The sequence below is a fragment of the Streptomyces djakartensis genome (genome assembly GCF_014651075.1).
In the GTDB taxonomy this organism is placed as follows: domain Bacteria; phylum Actinomycetota; class Actinomycetes; order Streptomycetales; family Streptomycetaceae; genus Streptomyces; species Streptomyces djakartensis.
Window position 1 is genome coordinate 26,549 of record NZ_BMWE01000022.1, and the last position, 16,618, is coordinate 43,166.

At 70.9% G+C, this 16,618-nt stretch carries 16 protein-coding genes and 1 pseudogene; 2 read left to right on the forward strand and 15 right to left on the reverse strand.

The genetic code is table 11. The features are described from left to right. Nucleotides 1-34: 34 nt before the first annotated feature. The 10 genes and pseudogenes from lepB (IE212_RS28985) to IE212_RS35190 form a co-directional block, all read right to left on the reverse strand. The gene (lepB, locus tag IE212_RS28985; protein WP_190200934.1) at nucleotides 35-907 is read right to left on the reverse strand and encodes a signal peptidase I; all 873 of its coding nucleotides are present in this window, start codon (nucleotides 905-907) and stop codon (nucleotides 35-37) included. Next, nucleotides 795-1,883, reverse strand: a complete 1,089-nt coding sequence (gene lepB / locus IE212_RS28990; protein ID WP_190200935.1) for a signal peptidase I — start codon at nucleotides 1,881-1,883, stop codon at nucleotides 795-797. Before lepB (IE212_RS28990) ends, lepB (IE212_RS28985) begins: the two co-directional genes overlap by 113 nt. After that, on the reverse strand, nucleotides 1,876-2,595 hold the full coding sequence (lepB, locus tag IE212_RS28995) for a signal peptidase I (protein WP_190200936.1): 720 nt from the start codon (nucleotides 2,593-2,595) through the stop codon (nucleotides 1,876-1,878). The genes lepB (IE212_RS28990) and lepB (IE212_RS28995) overlap by 8 nt, the downstream gene beginning before the upstream one ends. A gap of 45 nt (nucleotides 2,596-2,640) precedes the next feature. Then, a complete protein-coding gene (gene rplS / locus IE212_RS29000) occupies nucleotides 2,641-2,991 on the reverse strand; it encodes a 50S ribosomal protein L19 (protein ID WP_053668736.1) in 351 nt (116 codons plus the stop codon). A 136-nt stretch (nucleotides 2,992-3,127) separates the two neighbouring features. Continuing rightward, nucleotides 3,128-3,961, reverse strand: coding sequence for a tRNA (guanosine(37)-N1)-methyltransferase TrmD (trmD, locus tag IE212_RS29005; protein ID WP_190200937.1), 834 nt, complete (start codon nucleotides 3,959-3,961; stop codon nucleotides 3,128-3,130). After that, nucleotides 3,961-4,503: a ribosome maturation factor RimM gene (gene rimM / locus IE212_RS29010; protein ID WP_190200938.1), complete on the reverse strand. Its 543-nt coding sequence runs from the start codon at nucleotides 4,501-4,503 to the stop codon at nucleotides 3,961-3,963. The genes trmD and rimM overlap by 1 nt, the downstream gene beginning before the upstream one ends. An 81-nt stretch (nucleotides 4,504-4,584) precedes the next feature. Next, nucleotides 4,585-4,824, reverse strand: coding sequence for an RNA-binding protein (locus tag IE212_RS29015; protein ID WP_003973401.1), 240 nt, complete (start codon nucleotides 4,822-4,824; stop codon nucleotides 4,585-4,587). A 2-nt stretch (nucleotides 4,825-4,826) separates the two neighbouring features. Next, the gene (rpsP, locus tag IE212_RS29020; RefSeq protein WP_033313156.1) at nucleotides 4,827-5,246 is read right to left on the reverse strand and encodes a 30S ribosomal protein S16; all 420 of its coding nucleotides are present in this window, start codon (nucleotides 5,244-5,246) and stop codon (nucleotides 4,827-4,829) included. A 289-nt stretch (nucleotides 5,247-5,535) separates the two neighbouring features. Then, the gene (locus IE212_RS29025; RefSeq protein WP_190200939.1) at nucleotides 5,536-6,138 is read right to left on the reverse strand and encodes a hypothetical protein; all 603 of its coding nucleotides are present in this window, start codon (nucleotides 6,136-6,138) and stop codon (nucleotides 5,536-5,538) included. Between the two features lie 250 nt (nucleotides 6,139-6,388). Continuing rightward, nucleotides 6,389-6,689 (reverse strand): annotated as a pseudogene (locus IE212_RS35190) (proline--tRNA ligase); the annotation flags it as partial. A gap of 219 nt (nucleotides 6,690-6,908) precedes the next feature. Between IE212_RS35190 and IE212_RS29030 the strand changes: the two are divergent. Next, nucleotides 6,909-7,763, forward strand: coding sequence for a methyltransferase domain-containing protein (locus IE212_RS29030; protein WP_190200940.1), 855 nt, complete (start codon nucleotides 6,909-6,911; stop codon nucleotides 7,761-7,763). A gap of 84 nt (nucleotides 7,764-7,847) precedes the next feature. Here IE212_RS29030 and ffh read toward each other — a convergent pair whose 3' ends face one another. The 5 genes from ffh to nsdA all read right to left on the reverse strand — a co-directional run bounded on the left by ffh (nucleotide 7,848) and on the right by nsdA (nucleotide 15,471). After that, nucleotides 7,848-9,398 (reverse strand): signal recognition particle protein, encoded by a 1,551-nt coding sequence (ffh, locus tag IE212_RS29035; RefSeq protein ID WP_190200941.1) that lies wholly within the window; start codon nucleotides 9,396-9,398, stop codon nucleotides 7,848-7,850. 83 nt (nucleotides 9,399-9,481) lie between these two features. Further along, nucleotides 9,482-11,929: a [protein-PII] uridylyltransferase gene (locus tag IE212_RS29040; RefSeq protein WP_190200942.1), complete on the reverse strand. Its 2,448-nt coding sequence runs from the start codon at nucleotides 11,927-11,929 to the stop codon at nucleotides 9,482-9,484. A gap of 23 nt (nucleotides 11,930-11,952) precedes the next feature. Then, nucleotides 11,953-12,291, reverse strand: a complete 339-nt coding sequence (locus tag IE212_RS29045; protein ID WP_030231663.1) for a P-II family nitrogen regulator — start codon at nucleotides 12,289-12,291, stop codon at nucleotides 11,953-11,955. Further along, a complete protein-coding gene (locus tag IE212_RS29050) occupies nucleotides 12,288-13,631 on the reverse strand; it encodes an ammonium transporter (RefSeq protein ID WP_190200943.1) in 1,344 nt (447 codons plus the stop codon). The genes IE212_RS29045 and IE212_RS29050 overlap by 4 nt, the downstream gene beginning before the upstream one ends. A gap of 340 nt (nucleotides 13,632-13,971) precedes the next feature. Next, nucleotides 13,972-15,471, reverse strand: a complete 1,500-nt coding sequence (nsdA, locus tag IE212_RS29055; RefSeq protein ID WP_190200944.1) for a transcriptional repressor NsdA — start codon at nucleotides 15,469-15,471, stop codon at nucleotides 13,972-13,974. Between the two features lie 444 nt (nucleotides 15,472-15,915). Here nsdA and IE212_RS29060 point away from each other — a divergent pair, with 444 nt between their 5' ends. Beyond that, a complete protein-coding gene (locus IE212_RS29060) occupies nucleotides 15,916-16,581 on the forward strand; it encodes a bifunctional DNA primase/polymerase (RefSeq protein ID WP_190200945.1) in 666 nt (221 codons plus the stop codon). Nucleotides 16,582-16,618 lie beyond the last annotated feature (37 nt).

Below are 16,618 nucleotides of genomic sequence, written 5' to 3' on the forward strand. Positions count from 1 at the left end.
GTCCGGGATCTCATCGTGCCGTGGCGGCGGACGCTCAGGGGATGAGCCCGCTCTGGTCGAAGGTGTCGGGCACGGGCAGCGTCCCCCAGCGGTCGATCGGCCATGCCTTCACGATGGCGCGTCCGACGACCTCCTTGACCGGGACCATTCCGTGGTACTTCTCGCCCTGGTTGTAGCGCGAGTCGCGTGAGTTCTGCCGGTGGTCGCCCATGACCCAGACGTACCCCTGCGGAACCTTCACCTTGAACTGACCGCCCGAGTCGTCGACCGAACAGGGCGTGTTGCCGGGGTAGACGTACGGTTCGTCCAGCGCCTTGCCGTTGACCTTCAGCGGGCCGGTTCCCTTGCACTCGACCGTGTCTCCGCCGACCCCGATCACCCGCTTGATGAGGTCCTTCTCCTCAACCGACGGCATCAGGCCGATCCAGCTGAGGAACGTCTGCATGGCGTTGGGATCGGGCGTCGGCTCGCCCCTGAGCCAGTTGCCGGGGTCGTGGAAGACGACCACCTCTCCGCGCTCGGGCTCCGAGCCGAACCACGGGGTGAGCTTGTCGACCAGGACACGGTCGCCCTGCTGGAGGGTGTTCTGCATCGAGTCGGAGGGGATGGAGAACGCCTGCACCAGGAACGTCTTGATCAGCAGCGCCAGCACCAGCGCGATAACGATCAGGATCGGCAGCTCCTTCCAGAAGGAGCGCGGCTTCTTCGGGGTTCGGGCCGCGCCACCCGGCCCCTGGTCATCGGCTGTCGTGTGCTCGCCCGTCACCCTGTCGTCCTCGGCTGTTGCCCCGGCGTCATTCCCGGGGGTCACGGCGCTGTCCGCGGCCGGGACGTCGGATTGCGCCGGGCCTTCGCGGTGCTCCTCGCCGTCGTGTCCGGACCGTGCGCCGACCGCCACATCCCCCACACCAACTCCTCACTCTCTGCCGCCGCCTGCCCCATGTGCGGCGCAGGCCCACCACTCCCATAACGAGCGGGAGTTCCGCAGGGCTCGGGAGTTGGATCGTTCCGTTCGGATCGTCAGGAGCAACCCTATGCGACAGCCGGGAAGCGGCGGTCGACCCGGCGCTCGAGTCGGACACGGGCGCGTAGGTCTGGGGCTCTTCCAAGGTGGTCCAGTGACCGAGTGGCCAGGCGATGACCATGGCCCGTCCCACCACCTCGTCCTCGGAGACAGTGCCGCTGTCGGTGTCCTGGTGCACACGGGAGTCGGCGGAGTTGTTGCGGTGGTCGCCCATCACCCACAGCCGCCCCTGAGGGACAGTGATGTCGAACGGAGTGTCGGACGGCGCGGCGCCGGGGTACAGGTAGTCCTCGTTCAGCGGGACGCCGTTGACCGTCACGCGTCCCTGCGCGTCGCAGCACTTGACGCGGTCGCCGCCGACGCCGACGACCCGCTTGATGAGGTCCTTCTCGTTGTCGGACGGCAGCAGACCGATGAAGGCGAGCCCTTCCTTGACCTGTTTGACGACGACCGGGTCCTCCTGCTGCGGCGTGGTCTGCTCGTCCTGGAGCCAGCCGCCGGGGTCCTTGAAGACGACGACGTCCCCGCGCTGCGGCTTGGAACCGAACCACGGGGTGAGCTTGTCGACCAGCACGCGGTCGCCGATCTGGATCGTCTGCTCCATGGAGCCGGAGGGGATCACGAAGGCCTGGACGAGGAACGTCTTCAGCACGAGGGCTATGAGGACGGCGACGCCGACGAGGAGGGGTATCTCCTTGACGGCACCGCGCCTGCGGCGCCGCTTGACCTTGCGCTGGAGCTTGCGCCGCTCGGCGCGCGTCCGGCCGCCGGCCGGGGAGGAGGTGCGCCGGGCGCCGGTGGGCAGCAGGTTCTCCGCAGGGCCGGCGGGGACGCCGCGCGGTTTGCCGCGGTTACCCATGGGCGCCCGCCCTTCGGGCGGCGGGCACGCGCGCATAGGTGTCGGGGCGGTGCAGGCGCGTGGCGTGACCGGGGGGCCATACGATCCCGTCGGCGCGGCCGATCACGTCGCCGACCGGGACCATGCCGCCACCGGGGGAGCCGAGGTGGTCGCGGGAGTCGCTGGACCGGCTGCGGTGGTCGCCGAGGACGAACAGGGCGCCGTCGGGCACGACGACGTCGAAGGGCACCGCGGACGGGCTGTCGCCGGGGTACAGCAAGCCCGACTCGTCGACCGGCCGGCCGTTCACCTGGATCCTCCCCTCCTTGTCGCAGCAGACCACGTGGTCTTCCCCCACGCCTACAACGCGTTTGACGTAGTCCGCGTGCCCGAAGTGCCCGGTCCCGTCGAACACGACGATGTCTCCCCGCTGCGGCTGGGCACCGAAACGGTATGCCAACTTATTTACGAGAACCCGGTCCCCGATCCTCAATGCCCGCTCCATGGATCCGCTGGGGATCTGGAACGGCCGCAGCACGAACGCGGACAGCAGCAGCAGAAACAGCAGGCAGGTCAGCAGGGTCAGCGTGATCCGGCCGCCGGGAATCCACTCGGCGGCCCGCGACAACGCGAAACGCGACCGTTCCTCCGGCCCCCTGGCCTCCGAGGGGTCCTCGGAGCCGGAAGGGCGGGAGGAGCGGTCGCGCTCCGTCGGCTGTGCTTCGGTGTCCATCGGAGCCAGATGCTATCCGGCCCCGAGGTGAACCCCGGAGAGCGCTCAGCTCTCGCGCTTCTCCTTGATCTTCGCGGCCTTGCCGCGCAGCTCGCGCAGGTAGTACAGCTTGGCGCGGCGGACGTCACCCTTGGTGACGAGCTCGATCTTCTCCACGATCGGGGTGTGCACCGGGAAGGTGCGCTCGACGCCGACGGAGAAGGAGACCTTGCGGACCGTGAAGGTCTCGCGCACGCCGGCGCCCTGGCGGCGGATCACGACGCCCTTGAACTGCTGCACACGGGAGCGGTTGCCCTCGATGACGCGGACGTGCACGTTGACGGTGTCGCCCGGGCGGAAGGCGGGGACGTCGCTGCGCAGCGACGCGGAGTCGACGGTGTCGAGCAGGTGAGACATGTCGTCTGCTTTCCTCGCTGATGCCACAGGTCATCAACGGAAACTAGGTTTTTCGGAATCAGGGCTGTGCGGGTCGGGGCGGGCGTCGTCTCCCCCTGTGGCAGGGGCGCACGCCGGACGGACGCACAACAGCTGGCTATTCTTCCACGCCGTCGGTCCTGCGCCAAAATCGGCCGTACGGCTCCCCCGCCGGGTCCGGCGCCCAGCCCAGGATGGAGAGCATCTCGCGGTCCTTCTTGTCGAAGGCCTTGGGATCGCACCGCTCGATGAGGTCGGGGCGGTGGGCGGTGGTGCGCTTGAGGGCCTCGTCCCGGCGCCAGCGGGCGATCTTGCCGTGGTGGCCGCTGAGCAGCACGTCGGGGATGTCCCGGCCGCGCCACTCGGGCGGCTTGGTGTAGACGGGCCCCTCCAGCAGGTTGGCCATCGCGCCGGGCGCGAAGGAGTCGTCCCGGTGGGACTCGGCATTGCCCAGGACGCCGGGCAGCAGCCGCGCCACGGCCTCCGTGACGACCAGGACGGCCGCCTCGCCTCCGGCCAGGACGTAGTCGCCGATGGACACCTCGTACACCGGCATCCGGGTCGCGTACTCGTCGACGACGCGCCGGTCGATGCCCTCGTAGCGGGCCGGCGTGAAGATCAGCCAGGGGCGCTCGGAGAGGTGGACGGCGAGCTCCTGGGTGAAGGGGCGGCCGCTCGGGGTCGGCACGATCAGGGCCGGTTCGCGGGAGCCGGTCTCGTAGCCGTCGGCCAGGACGGAGTCGAGCGCGTCTCCCCAGGGCCCGGTCTTCATGACCATGCCCGGGCCGCCGCCGTACGGGGTGTCGTCGACGGTGTTGTGCCGGTCGTACGTCCAGGCGCGCAGATCGTGGACGTGGACATCGAGCTGTCCACGCGCGCGCGCCTTGCCGACGAGGGAGACGTTCAGCGGTTCCAGGTACTCGGGGAAGATCGTGACGACGTCGAGGCGCATTACGACTCGTCCCGGCTGGAGGCGATCTCCGCGCGGTCGTCGATCAGGCCCGGCGGCGGGGTGATGACGGCCCTCTGCTCCTCCAGGTCGATCTCGCTGACGATCTCCTCGACGAAGGGGATCAGCACCTCGCTGCCGTCGGGGCGCTCGACGATGAACAGGTCCTGGGTGGGCAGGTGCGAGATCTCCGTGATCCGGCCGACCTGCGTGCCGTCCGCGGTGATCACGTCGAGGTCGATGAGCTGGTGGTCGTAGTACTCGTCCTCGCCCTCGGGCAGCTCGTCGGGGTCGATCTCGGCGATCAGGAGGGTGTTGCGCAGGGCCTCGGCGCCGGTGCGGTCGCTGACGCCCTCGAAGCGCAGCAGGAGGCGGCCGCTGTGGACGCGGCCGGTCTCGATGGTGAGCGGTCCCGCCGAGGCGGGATCGGTGGCGAGTACGGCGCCGGGTGCGAGCCTGAGTTCCGGCTCGTCGGTCCGTACCTCGACGGTGACCTCACCCTTGATTCCATGGGCACGGCCGATCCGGGCGACTACCAGCTGCACGTGTGCGATCTCCTGTCATACGACTACGGGCCGGGGACGGCCCTGAGGGCCCTCCCCGGCCCGAGCCGGTTGCGATAAGCGTCAGCGGACGTGGTCCACGTCGACGAGGTCGACGCGGACGCCGCGACCACCGATGGCGCCCACGACGGTGCGCAGGGCGCGTGCGGTGCGGCCGTTGCGGCCGATCACCTTGCCGAGGTCGTCCGGGTGGACCCGGACCTCGAGCACCCGTCCGCGGCGCAGGTTGCGCGAGGCGACCTGCACATCGTCAGGGTTGTCGACGATGCCCTTCACGAGGTGCTCGAGAGCCTCCTCGAGCATGCTCAGGCCTCGGTCGAAGCGGACTCAGCGGCGGCCTCGTCCTTCTTCTCAGCCTTCTTCTTCTGGGTGATCGCCTCACCCTTGCCCTCGTCCTCGCCGCCGATGGCCTCGAACGACGGGCGCGCGGCCTTCTCCGGCTGCGTCAGCAGCGGAGCCGGGGCGGGCTCGCCCTTGAACTTCTGCCAGTCGCCGGTCTTCTTGAGGATGGCCATCACGGGCTCGGTCGGCTGGGCGCCGACACCGAGCCAGTACGCCACACGCTCGGCGTCGACCTCGATCACCGACGGGTTGTACGTCGGGTGGTACTTGCCGATCTCCTCGATGGCCCGGCCGTCACGGCGGGTGCGGGAGTCGGCGACGACGATGCGGTAGTGAGGCGAACGGATCTTGCCCAGACGCTTCAGCTTGATCTTGACTGCCACGGGAGTGGGTTCTCCTGGATTTGACGTGGTTGGGCACGGCGAGAGAAGCCGCGTGGGGTTGCGGTACCCGAGTGCCCGATGGACGCGTCAGCCGGAGGAGAGAGGGGTCCTGTGCGGCTGTCGAGTACAGCTAGCCATTGTGCCATACCCTGCGGGCCGCTTCGGGCCAGGGGTGCCCGGCCGCTGTGCGGGCATGGCTGAGCGGCACCCGGCGCAGAGGTGGAGGTACGTCGGGTGCCCACCCCGCCTCATGTCGTCGACCGGCAGCCACGAGATGCCGGTGCGAACGTCAGCTCGCCACCGCTCCGACCACGTCCGGGATCCGGAACGGCTTGCCGCAGCCGCCGCAGACGATGGGGGCCTGGGCGAGGACCGAAGGGACGACGCGGACGTTGCGGCCGCAGTCGCAGACCGCCTTGACCCGCACGCCGCCGCCGGAGGAGCCGTGGCGGGCGGCCGGGCCCCGGAAGGTGCGGGAGGTGTCGGAGGAGGTCGCGGCCGTGTGGGCCTTCAGCGCGCGCTGGAGGCGTTCGATCGTCGGGCGGTAGCGGCGCTTCGCCTCGGGGGTGAGCGTGACCAGGGAGAAGCCGCTGCTGGGGTGCGGTTCCTCGGGGTGGTCCAGGCCCAGCTCCTCGGCGATCGCGAGGAATCTGCGGTTGTGGTAGCGGCCGGCGCGGGAGGTGTCGCGGACGCCGCGCGCGGCGGCGACGCCATGGACTGCCTCATGGAGCAGTCGCTCGAAGGAGAGTTCGTGACCGCACGCGGACGACGACTCCCCGATCAGGGACTCTGGCGCCGCAAGGTCGGGCAGCTCGGGGTGGTACCGCTGAATGTCGGCCCACGCCTGTGCCAGCTCTGCGGCGAGAACAGGTGGTGTCTGTGTCGTGCTCACGTAATGACAACGAGCCTGGGTGCCCCAGTGTTCCGATTCCGGGGCATCCCAAATAATTTGCACGTACCCGTCAGTTGCCTCTGATGCGTGCGGACGAGGGCGGGTGCGCTGATCTGCGGAGAAGCCTCACAGCTCACCACAAGGTGGTGCGTAGCCCCGCGTACGATCCGGCGCGTACGCAGTGCACGCACGCCGGGGTACAGGAGGTCCGCGGGTACGCAAGAGGCGTTTCGGCCGCCTGGAGCCGCACTCAGTAAGCGCCTGCGACGACCGCGACGTTACCGGGTGCGTCGGCGGCGTCCGGCACCGACCCGTCCTCGGCGACCAGACACCGTAGGCCACCGCGTGATCGGCCGGCTTGACCTCGCCCTCCTCGCCGAGCGTGGCCCACGGGATGCGCGCCCGGCCGCCGCCGGTGGCCACCTCGACGGCCTCCGACACCCGGGCCGTACGGCACTCGCGGCGCTGACGGGACTGTCTCGGCAGCGTCCCTGGTCGTCCTCCTCGACGTGGACCCGGATTCCGGCCAGCGCGGGAAATCGTCCGCCCGGGGGGACCGGCACCCTCGTCACAGCGGGATGCCACCGCCCACGTTGCCGGAATGTGAAATCTCGCCACCGGCACATGACATCTCGCAAGCCCTGCCGCATTCCACTGGACGACAGGTCGAGGGGGGAGTTTCCTGGCATACGGGGGTAGTGCGAGCGCACTGTCACGGGGGCCATGTAATCGGGCAAGAGGCAACTCTCGGCGGATTGGGGCGCTTACTTATGACACCTACGCTCGTGCGGCAGCACCTGCCTCACGCGGGGACAGCACCCCGCGTGGACCTGCGTGCACGCGCGCGTGACTGGTCCGAGATCCAGGAGCGGATGCTGGTTCCGCTCTACGAGGCCGTCTACGAGCGACTGGACGTGGGTCCCGCAACCCGGCTGCTCGGCCTCGGCTGCGGTTCCGGACTCGCCCTGCTGATGGCCGCCGCCCGGGGAGCGGCGGTCACCGGTGTCGACGCTTCCCACGAACGAATGACCCTGGCACGGGAGCGACTGCTGCCCGAGGCGGGGGGCGCGGACACCCGTGCGCACACCCGGCTGATCGACGGATCGCCCCGGGACGCCGAGGAACCGGGCGCTCCCGCCTACACCCTGGTGACCGCGTTCGAGCCGATCGGGTGCCTCGCCGGCGACTCGGAGGGGCTGGGCGGGCTGCTCGCGGAGGCCACGCCGCTGGCCGAGCGCGGAGCGGCCGTGGTGCTGGCCGGCTGGGGCCCGCCGGAGCGGTGCGCCACGGCGTCGGTGCTGCGGGTGGCCACCAAGCTGGCGGAACCGCTGCGCAACACGGGCAGCTGGCGGCCGGCTCTGCGCGACGACCTGGAGGACGTCGCCCAGCGGGCGGGGCTCAGGCCGGACGGCTCCGGCCGGGTGGCGTGCCCCTTCGGGTACGCCGACGTGGACAGCGCGCGGCGCGGGCTGAAGTCGACCGGTCTCTTCGACGCGGCGATGACGGCGACGGACCAGGTCCAGGTGGACAAGGAACTGACCGAGGCTCTCCATCCCCACCAGCGTCAGGACGGCACGGTGTGGATGCCGAACGTGTTCCGCTACCTGATCGCCCGGACCCCGTGACATCCAGGTCCTGACGGGCCGGGGCACGACTGAGGGCGCCTCCCCTTTCACGAGGGGGCGCCCCGGGCCGTGAGAAACGGGCCGTCAGCCCATGAACTTCTTGAATTCGTCGGGGAGTTCGAAGTCCTTGCCGCCCTGCTGCGGCAGGCCGAAGGCGCCGGCGCCCTCGGCGGCGGCCGCGCGGCGGGCGGCGGCCTCCTGCTCCTGCTGCTTGCGCTTCATCGGGTTGCCGGAGCGCTGCTTGCCCTTGGCCTGCTTCTGCTTCTTCTTCGTCCGGCCGGGGCCACCGCCCATGCCCGGCATCCCGGGCATCCCGGGCATGCCGCCGCCCTGGGCCATCCGGGACATCATCTTGCGGGCCTCGAAGAACCGCTCGACGAGGTTCTTCACCGCGCTGACCTCGACGCCCGAGCCCTTGGCGATACGGGCGCGGCGCGAGCCGTTGATGATCGTCGGCTCCTGGCGCTCGGCCGGGGTCATCGACTTGATGATGGCCGCCGTGCGGTCGACGTCCCGCTCGTCGAGGTTGTTGATCTGGTCCTTCATCTGGCCCATGCCCGGGAGCATGCCGAGCAGCTTGGAGATGGAGCCCATCTTCCTGACCTGCTCCATCTGGGCCAGGAAGTCGTCGAGGGTGAAGTCCTGGCCCTTCCTGGAGGCCAGCTTCTCCGCCATCTTCTGGGCTTCGGCCTGGTCGAAGGTCTTCTCCGCCTGCTCGATCAGGGTGAGCAGGTCACCCATGTCGAGGATGCGGGAGGCCATCCGGTCCGGGTGGAAGGCGTCGAAGTCGTCGAGCTTCTCGCCGTTCGACGCGAACATGATCGGCTTGCCGGTGATCTGCCGGATCGACAGGGCCGCGCCACCGCGGGCGTCACCGTCGAGCTTGGAGAGCACCACGCCGTCGAAGCCGACGCCGTCGCGGAAGGCCTCGGCGGTGTTGACGGCGTCCTGGCCGATCATCGCGTCGACGACGAACAGGATCTCGTCGGGGCTGACCGCGTCGCGGATGTCCGCGGCCTGCTGCATCATCTCCTGGTCGATGCCGAGGCGGCCGGCGGTGTCCACGATCACGATGTCGTGGACCTTGGACCGGGCGTGCTCGATGGAGTCCTTGGCGACCTTGACCGGGTCACCGACGCCGTTGCCCGGCTCCGGCGCGTAGACGGCGACGCCCGCGCGCTCGGCGACGACGCTGAGCTGGTTGACGGCGTTCGGGCGCTGGAGGTCACAGGCGACCAGCAGCGGCGAGTGGCCCTGCTCCTTCAGCCAGCGGCCGAGCTTGCCCGCGAGGGTGGTCTTACCGGCACCCTGCAGACCGGCCAGCATGATCACGGTGGGCGGCTGCTTGGCGAAGCGCAGCCGCCGGGTCTCACCGCCGAGGATGGTGACCAGTTCCTCGTTGACGATCTTCAGGACCTGCTGGGCCGGGTTCAGCGCCCTGCTGACCTCGGCACCGAGGGCACGCTCCTTGACGTTCTTGATGAACGCGCGGACGACCGGCAGGGCGACGTCGGCTTCGAGCAGAGCGATCCGGATCTCACGAGCCGTGGCGTCGATGTCCGCCTCGGAGAGCCGTCCCTTGCCGCGCAGGTTCTTGAAGGTCGCTGAGAGGCGATCGGAAAGAGTATCGAACACGGCGCTCGCGGTCCTCGGGGTCGGAGACAGACTGGGGAATCGCCCTCCAGGGTATCCCGGCGTGACAAGTCGCCGGGTCGGCATCACCCCCGCAGTGTCTCCTCCAGCTTCCGCGCCACCGACTCGGCCTCGTCCCCGGGCAGAGGGGCGCCCTTCGGACCGGTCACGTAGAAGGCGTCCACGGCGTTGGCGCCGAGGGTCGAGACGTGCGCGCTGCGCACCCGCACGCTCGCGTCCTCCAGGGCGCGGCCGATGCGGAAGAGCAGCCCCGGGGCGTCCTGGGAGCGGACCTCGATGACGGTGGCCAGCCGGGAGGCGGCCGGGTGGACCGACACCCGGGGTGGCGGGGCCACCACGCCCCGGCGGCGCGGGTAGGCCGCGTCCCGCTCGGCGAGGCGGCCGGCGATGTCCAGGGAACCGTCCAGCGCCCGGACGAGGTCCGCGCGCAGCCGGGCGGCCTGCGGCAGCGAGCCGTACTCGGCGGCGACCCGCCAGTCCAGCAGCAGCACGGACCCGTCGACACCGTCCGGCAGGGTCAGGGACCGCAGCTCGGCGGTCCGTACGGTCAGCCGGTGCATGGCGAGGATCCCGGCCACCGCGGGCAGCACGCCCGGCTGGTCGGGGACGGCGATCAGCAGCTCCACTCCGAGCGGCTCCGGCTCACCGGACGGCTCCTGCCCGGCGGACGGCTCGGTCTGGGCCCGCAGGGCGAGCACCGGGCTGCCGGTCGCGACCGCCTCGATGGCGAGCCGCTCCTGCTCGGTGGTGGGCGCGGCCTCCTCGGGCTCGTCCGGGACGTCCCCGGCGAGCACCGCCGAGACCCGCTGGACCAGCTCGGCGACGAGCGAGGCGCGCCAGGCCGACCAGGCGGCCGGGCCGGTGGCCAGGGCGTCGGCCTCGGTGAGCGCGTGCAGCAGCTCCAGGGTGCCCTGGGAGCCGACGGCCTCGGCGACCGAGCGCACGGTGGCCGGGTCCTCCAGGTCACGCCGGGTGGCCGTGTCGACGAGCAGCAGGTGGTGCCGGACGAGGGTGGCGACGACCGTCACGTCGTGGCGGTCGAAGCCGATGCGGGCGGCGACGTCCTTGGCGATGATCTCACCGGCCACCGAGTGGTCGCCGGGCCAGCCCTTGCCGATGTCGTGCAGCAGCGCGGCGACCAGCAGCAGGTCGGGGCGGCTGACCCGGCGGGTGAACTCGGAGGCGCGCACGGCGGTCTCGATCAGGTGCCGGTCGACGGTCCACAGGTGCACGGCGTTGCGCTGCGGACGGCAGCGCACCCGCTCCCAGTCCGGGAGGAGGCGCGTGATCAGGCCTTCGGCCTCCAGGGCCTCCCAGACCTCGATGGTCGGGCGGCCGGAGCCGAGCAGGGTGACGAGTTGCTCGCGTGCCTCGGCGGGCCAGGGGGTGGGCACCGGGCGCACGGTGGCGGCCAGGCGCCGTACGGCGTGCAGGGAGAGCGGGAGTCCGGCCTGCGCCGCGGCGGCAGCGGCCCGCAGCGGCAGCACGGGGTCGCGTTCGGGACGCGCGGCACGGGCGAGCACCACCTCACCGTCCTGCTCCACCACGCCCTCGGCGAGCGGAGAACGTTCGGGGGCCGTTTTCCCGCCGCCCAACATGGCGCGAAGCCGGGGCCGCACGGCGCGCGACCGCAGCACGCGCCCCACCTCGCGCCAGGTGACGTCACTGGCGTACGAGACGACCCGCGCCGCCTCGTACACCTGCCGCAGCAGGGCGTCCGCGTCGAGCAGGCCGAGCTCGGTGGCCACCTGGTCCTGCTCCTGGAGGGCGAGCCGGTCGGTCGCGCGCCCCGTGGTCAGGTGCAGGGCGTCCCGTACGTCGAGGAGCCGGCGACGGGCGTCGGCGAGGCCTTCGCGCGGAGCGTCGGCGAGCCAGGAGGCGGCGACGGCACGCAGGGCGGTGGCGTCGCGCAGGCCGCCCCGGGCCTCCTTCAGGTCCGGCTCCAGCAGGTACTGCAGCTCGCCCTGCCGCTCGGCGCGTTCGGCGCACAGCTCCTGGAGTTCGGAGAGGCGTCTGGGCGCCTGGTTGCGCCAGTCGGCCAGCACGGCCGTACGCAGCCCCGAGGTGAGGCCCAGGTCGCCGGCGAGGTGCCGGGCGTCCAGCAGACCGAGCTGGACCTTGAGGTCCTCGGTGGCGGTCTTGCGGGCCTCGGCGGGGGTGCGGACGGAGTGGTCGAGGGCCAGACCCAGGTCCCACACGGGGTACCAGAGCCGGTCGGCGAGGGCGGCGACGGCCTTGGGGTCGCTGCCGTCGTGCAGCAGGAGCAGGTCGAGGTCGCTGCGCGGGGACAGCTCGCCGCGTCCGTAGCCGCCGACGGCGACCAGGGAGGCTCCGCGCAGTCCCTCGGCACCCGAGGCGAACAGGCCGGTGAGCCAGTCGTCCGTCAGCTCGGCCAGGGCAGCACGGCGCGGCGGCCCGGACCGCGCCTCCTCCGTGAGGAGACGCAGCCGGGCCGCCGCGTAGCCGCTGGGTCCCGAGTCCTCTGCTTCCTTGTGCATGTCCGTACCCGTCACCCAGCGACTCCTGTTCTTGTGTGTCAGAGCGCGTCGGGGCCGCGCTCGCCGGTCCGGACCCGGACGGCCGTCTCGACCGGGATGGACCAGACCTTGCCGTCACCGATCTTGCCGGTGCGGGCGGCCTTGACCACGACGTCGATGAGCTGTTCGGCGTCGTCGTCCTCGACCAGGACCTCGATGCGGATCTTGGGGACCAGGTCGACGGTGTACTCGGCGCCGCGGTAGACCTCGGTGTGGCCCCGCTGGCGGCCGTAGCCGCTGGCCTCGGTGACCGTCAGTCCGTGCACTCCGAAGGCCTGCAGGGCCTCCTTGATCTCGTCGAGCCGGTGCGGCTTCACAACGGCGGTGATGAGCTTCATGCGTCCACCTTCTTGCTCGCGGCTGCGGCGACCGGGGCCGTGACGGCCGTCTTGGCGGCGCCGCCACCGGCGCCACTGAAGTCGTATGCGGTCTCGGCGTGCTCGGCCTGGTCGATGCCGGTGACTTCCTCGTCCTCGGAGACTCGCATACCGATCGTCTTGTGGATGACGAAGGCGAGGATCGCCGAGACGATCAGCGAGTAGGCGAGTACGCCGCCGACACCGGCGAGCTGCTTCCACAGCTGGTCGAACTTGTGGTCGCCGTAGAAGACGCCCGTGGCCTCGGACTGGCCCTTACCGCTGGCGAAGAAGCCGATCAGGACGGAGCCGACGACACCACCGACGAGGTGGACACCGACGACGTCGAGCGAGTCGTCGAAGCCGAACTTGTACTTCAGGCCGACGGCCATGGCGCACAGGACACCGGCGATGGCGCCGACGGCGATCGCTCCCATCGGGGTGACCGAGCCACCGGCCGGGGTGATGGCGACCAGGCCGGCGACCGCGCCGGAGGCGGCGCCCAGTGTGGTGAACGCGCCGTGGCGGATCTTCTCGTAGGCGAGCCAGGCCAGCATGGCGGCGGCGGTGGCGATCTGCGTGTTGACGAACATCAGGGTGCCGACGCCGTCGTCGTTGCCGAGCCACGAACCCGCGTTGAAGCCGAACCAGCCGAACCACAGCAGACCGGCGCCGAGCATCACCAGCGGGAGGCTGTGCGGGCGCATCGGGTCCTTCTTGAAGCCGACGCGCTTGCCGATCACGAGGATCACGCCGAGCGCGGCGGCGCCCGCGTTGATGTGGACCGCCGTACCACCGGCGAAGTCGATCACGCCCATGTCGAAGGCCCAGCCGCCCTCACCCCAGACCCAGTGGGCGACGGGGAAGTAGACGATCGTGGCCCACAGCGCGATGAACAGCGCCCAGGCGGAGAACTTCACGCGGTCCGCGAGGGCACCGCTGATCAGGGCGGGCGTGATGATCGCGAACATCAGCTGGAAGACCATGAAGGCAAGCAGCGGGATGTTGTAGGTGCCCCAGAGCTCGCCCTTGTCGACCCCGGTGAGGCCGACCCAGTCCGAGTTCCAGCCGATCAGGCTGCCGGAGTCGGTGCCGAACGCCATGGAGAAGCCGTACAGCACCCACAGGATGGTGACGATCCCGAGGCTGATGAAGCTCATCATCAGCATGTTCAGGGTGCTCTTGACGCGGACCATGCCTCCGTAGAAGAAGGCGAGACCCGGAGTCATGAGCATCACCAGGGCGGAACAGATGAGCATGAACCCTGTGTTGGCGGCAGACAGCTTGGGCGCCTCTGCGGCCAGGGTGATGGCTGGTGCCATCGGCGTCTCCTCGTCGTTGGTACGGCCCCGTGCGGGCGAAGCCTCGAGCGGATTGAGGGGTGGGCCGGTTATGCGCCACGAGATTGGCGCAGCGCCGTTTCGGTGGAAGCCCCTCGTTGTTTCGCCGCCGTGACGAAGGCGCGTTCTGTGTTACGCGTCGATGAACTGCCGGATTGCGGGCGCGCCGATCGTTATCGTGGCGCAACCTTCGGCCCGCACCGCCTCGGGGGCCGCACAGGCCGGCCGCGGTCGGCCTTCCGATGACCTGGCATGGGGGGAGCCGAGTCGGGCAGTTCGGGAGGGCCGGCCGCGGCCGGGGTCCAGCGGGTCGTGCGGCTTCTCAGACCGCCTCCGCGGTTTCGGGCAGTTCGGCGGCGAGCCGCTCGGTGAGGTCGACGACCTCGCCGAGGTCGCCGAAGTCGCGCGCGGCCGTGTCGACGGTCTTTCGGATACGGGTGTTGACCCGCTCGGAGCGGACCTTCTTGGCCACCTGCATGGCCTGGGCGGCGAAGACCGTGCTCTGCTCGGGCTCGCGCCGGAGCAGATGGACCGTGGCCATGCCGATCAGGTTCAGCGCGTAGGACCGCTGGTGCTCGCCGTCCTCGGCGAAGAGCTTCACGGCCCGGTCCATGAGGGGCTCGGCCAGCGAGGCGTACGTCGGGCTGCGGCCGGCGACATAGGCCAGGTCGCGGTAGGAGTGGGAGTTCTCGCCGTACAGCTCGGCCTCGGAGAAGAAGCGGATCCAGTCGGGGTCGGGCTCGTCCCACTCGTCGGCCTCGGCGAAGGTGTCCTCCGCCATCCGGACCGCGCGCTTGCACTTGCCGGGCTGGCCCATGTTGGCGTAGGCGCGGGCCTCCATCGCATACAGCATCGACTGGGTGCGCGGACCGGCGCAGTCCCGGCTGCCGTACTGGGCGAGGTGGATCAGCTCCAGCGCGTCGTCGGGCCGCCCGAGGTGGATCATCTGGCGGCTCATGCTGGACAGCACATAGGACCCGAGGGGCCGGTCGCCGGCCTCCTTCGCGGCGTGCAGGGCGAGGACGAAGTACTTCTGGGCCGTCGGCTGGAGCCCGATGTCGTACGACATCCAGCCGGCCAGCTCGGCGAGTTCGGCGGCGACCTTGAACAGCCGCCGGGTGGTGGACTCCGGCTGGGGCTCCTGGAGCAGGTCCGTCACCTCGTGCAGCTGGCCGACGACCGCCTTGCGGCGCAGGCCGCCGCCGCACTGGGCGTCCCACTGCCGGAACATCACCGTCGTGGACTCCAGCAGGTCCAGCTCCGGCTTGGAGAGCCGGCCGCGGGCCCGCCCGGCGGAGCCGGACGCGGGCTCGGGTTCCGGCCGCGGGGCGGGGGGCGAGGGCACGAGCCAGCGCTGCATGGGCTCGATGAGGGCCGGGCCCGCGGACAGGGCCAGCGAGCTCCCGAGGAAGCCGCGCCGCGCCAGCATCAGGTCGCTGCGCGAGAACTCGCTGAGGTGGGCCACCGTCTGCGGGCCCGTCCACGGCAGGTCGACGCCGGTCGCGGAGGGTGACTGGCGCGCGGTGCGCAGGCCCAGGTCCTCGACGGAGACGACGACGCCGAAACGCTCCGAGAACAGCTCGGAGAGGATTCTGGGGATCGGCTCGCGGGGGTTCTCGCCGTCGAGCCAGCGGCGCACGCGCGAGGTGTCCGTGGAGATGTGGTTGGCGCCCAGCTGGCGCGCCCGGCGGTTGACCTGGCGGGCGAGCTCACCCTTGGACCAGCCGCTGCGTACGAACCAGGAGGTGAGCAGCTCGTTCGGGCGCTTGTCAGCGTGCGTCGCGCTCACAGCGTTCGTCCCGCTTCCGCCGTTGCCGCTCACTGGAACGCCCCCATCCCTGGACCACTTGCCGCCGAGTGCGCCAAGCCCTATCAGCATGCCGGGTCGCAAGCCCCTCCGTCCGGCCCTTGTAGCCCTTCGAACGGAATACCGACTTGCCTCCGGCATACCCACGAGCGCATGTGCCCCCAGGACTCGTGCACACAAAGTAATCCTACGATCACCCGTCCAGCCACGTCTCACACGGAAACGCCACCATTCGCCACCCCTTCGAATGAACTCATGTACGCCTCCGCGCGATTCACTTGACACGGGACAACCAGGAGCAGGTGCAGCGACGCATTCCGGGGCGCGCGTCGCCGAGCGCACCACCCTGGGGGCTTCCGGGCGCCGAGTTAACGGACCGCCGCCGGGAAGGCGAGAACAGAGAGTCACGCATCGCGTCCGCTGCGTAACCGCCGGTGCGTGGGACCCGTTGGAGGGGGCATGGGCTTCACGATCGGCATCAGCCGGGGCATGCGCGACATCCGTACCGGCTCGCGCCGCCGCGGCCGTACGTCGGACGGCACCGCCGTGGCCGAGTACACCGGCCTGTGGGGGTGGGACGTGGTGCCGGGTGCCCGGGCCTCGGCGGGCGCCTGTTCCTGCGGCCGCCGAGACTGCCCGGCACCGGGCGCGCACCCGCTGGACTTCGCGCCGGTGATCCGCGCCGGTGCGACGCTCGGCGAGGTGACCGAAACCTGGGGCGAGTACCCGGGCGCCTCGGTGATGCTGCCGGTCGGCCGGGCGTTCGACGTCATCGAAGTGGCCGAGCCCGCCGGGCGCCGCGCGCTGGCCCGGCTGGAGCGCATGGGCCTGCCCGTCGGCCCGGTCACGGCGACCCCGGACGGCCGCGCACACTTCTTCGTCGCCCCCGGCGCCGCCGCCGACCTGCCCGGCCTGCTCTACCGCATGGGCTGGGACGACCCGGACGCCCTCGACCTGCGCGGTCTCGGCCTCGGCGCACACATCACGGCACCGCCCTCCGACCGCGGCGGCCGGGGCCCGGTGCGCTGGCTGCGCTCCCCCGCCCTGGACTCGGCGTCCAGGCCGCCGGAGGCCCGTCTGGTGCTGGGCACACTGGCGTACGTGGCGCACCGGTCACGGGCCTAGGCAAGGCGAAGGCCCGCTCCGAGTTCTTCTCGGGGCG